The organism is Chamaesiphon sp. GL140_3_metabinner_50 (genome assembly GCF_025361915.1).
In the GTDB taxonomy this organism is placed as follows: domain Bacteria; phylum Cyanobacteriota; class Cyanobacteriia; order Cyanobacteriales; family Chamaesiphonaceae; genus Chamaesiphon.
This window is the reverse complement of sequence record NZ_JANYJC010000271.1, coordinates 1-2,077: the sequence shown is the minus strand read 5'-3', so window position 1 is coordinate 2,077 and position 2,077 is coordinate 1. Positions and strand designations below refer to the sequence as shown.

Below are 2,077 nucleotides of genomic sequence, written 5' to 3'. Positions count from 1 at the left end.
GTAAGAAGTAAGAAGTAAGAGGGGGAGACGGGGGACGAGATGCAATTACTTCTAATCACTATCCACTATTCCCCAAGACCTAAAACCTAAAACCTTCATTGAGTGGCTTTGAGCATGTAGTAGGTAATTAAGAGCTGGGTGAGGGCGAGGGGGTAGCTTTGGAGAATTTCGCCTGTGGTTCCGATAATGTTGCCGAGATTGGGGTTGACTTCGCGGTTGCAGACGGTGTGGAGATCGGGCATGTCGGCACAAATCATCTGTTCTAGAATGTTGATGCGATCGGCTGTAGCATGGCTATCGACTTCTAAAACATCGACTGGTTTGCCCATATCGCGATCGAGCGTGAGCCGGATGGTAGGGTAGAGATCGCTATAGTCGCGATCGATAATTTCACTTAAATCGGGGTGAGGAATCGTCGGACGCAGCACCAGTCTGACGTTTAATAAGGGGTCGCCTTCACCTGTACTATCGATGGGTGGATAAAAGCTGGCAATTACATCTGCCCATTGTCGTTGGGGACGAATAAAACGATCTGAGTCGGGTTCGCGTTTTTGGAGTTCGGTTAATACTTGGGCTTCGGTGTAGCCGCGTTTGAGGGTATCGCGTTTGATTTTCCACTCCGTGCGTAATTTTTCTGGCGGCGCGAGATAGACTTTAACATCAAAGCAATCGCGCAGTGCGGGAGTAGAATAACCGAGCAATCCTTCGACGACGACAAACCGATTTGGTTTGATGTATTGCGATGGATCGAAGGTACCTGTCGTGTGGTTGTAAATCGGCTTGAGGATAGGTTGTCCGCTGCGGAGCAGTGCTAGATGCTGCTGCATGATATCGAGATAGTTGCAGTCGGGATGAAGAGCGGTAATATTCATTTCGGCGCGCTGCTGGCGATCGTAACGATGATAGTCATCCGTACCGATGACTGTCACATTTTCGGTGCCGAGAATTTGAGCGATGCCTTTAGTCAGGGTGGTTTTACCCGCCGCGCTATCGCCGACGATGCCAAGAATGATGGGACGGTGGCTCATGGTGTTAATCTGAGTGTCGATCTATTTTACTTCTGACTGGCTACTTACTCGATTCTCGATCGCAAAGCGTCTCCACGGGAGCATCGCCAAGCTGCTGTTGAGGATATGTTAAATTTGGACTATTGTTAGATGCCATATCGTATAACGCTACCGATCGAATTTTCAGTCTACTCTAGTACTAAAGTAAAAAGTATGATTACTAAAAAACTTCGTCAAGAACTCCTGACCTTATCACCATCAGAAAAAACTGAAATTATTCAGCTACTAGATGGAATCAATAAAACGCCTAAAGTTGTCGGTGGTGCGGCTCGAATTAGAAACACGCGAATTCCAGTCTGGAGTTTATTTCAGTCTCACCAAATGGGAACCAGCGATTTAGATATATTAGAAGCACATCTCGATTTAACACAAACCGATCTCCTGAATGCTTGGCTGTACGCTGAAACATTTCCCGATGAAATCGAGCAAGAAATTGCTGTTAATGAGGCGGACTAAATGGTTAGACTGTATGCCGATGAGAACTTTGAACTTCCTGTTGTCAAAAAACTTAGAGAGAAAGGATATGATGTTTTAACTGCCTTAGAAGCTGGCAATGCGAATCAGGGAATTCCTGATGAGGACGTATTAACATTTGCAATCGCCGAAAATAGAGCAGTTATTACCCTGAATTACAACGATTTTAAAAATCTTCACAAGCGCGATAATAATCATCGTGGCATTGTAATTTGTATCAGCACTCGATGTAAAGAAGATCGAGATAACTTGGTAGATCGAATCGACATAGCATTAGGAAACAAAGAATCTTTAGAAGGCGAGTTAATTCGTGTGAATCGTGCTGATAAATAGTACAAGGATCTGTAGGTTGGGTTGAAGAATGAAACTAGGGCATACCCAACCATTAACCAACCTAAAATCGCTGCTCGAATTCGACGATGGCGCGATTTTCGCCGAAGAGATTGGTGGAGCCTCGGAGCAGAATTTGGTCGTTGACGCGATAGCGGAGACTGTAGTAAGGCGATTCGCTATTGGTGAGAATTTTAAAGATCGAG

At 45.3% G+C, this 2,077-nt stretch carries 3 protein-coding genes; 2 read left to right on the top strand and 1 reads right to left on the bottom strand.

All coding sequences use genetic code 11. The annotated features are described in order from the left end of the window. Positions 1-95 precede the first annotated feature (95 nt). Positions 96-1,028, bottom strand: coding sequence for a phosphoribulokinase (locus Q0R35_RS13465; protein ID WP_295619043.1), 933 nt, complete (start codon positions 1,026-1,028; stop codon positions 96-98). A 192-nt stretch (positions 1,029-1,220) separates the two neighbouring features. Here Q0R35_RS13465 and Q0R35_RS13460 point away from each other — a divergent pair, with 192 nt between their 5' ends. Beyond that, positions 1,221-1,523, top strand: a complete 303-nt coding sequence (locus Q0R35_RS13460) for a DUF433 domain-containing protein (protein ID WP_366944891.1) — start codon at positions 1,221-1,223, stop codon at positions 1,521-1,523. Continuing rightward, entirely contained in the window at positions 1,524-1,874 is a 351-nt protein-coding gene (locus tag Q0R35_RS13455) for a DUF5615 family PIN-like protein (RefSeq protein ID WP_295619036.1), read from the top strand. The last annotated feature ends 203 nt before the right edge of the window (positions 1,875-2,077 follow it).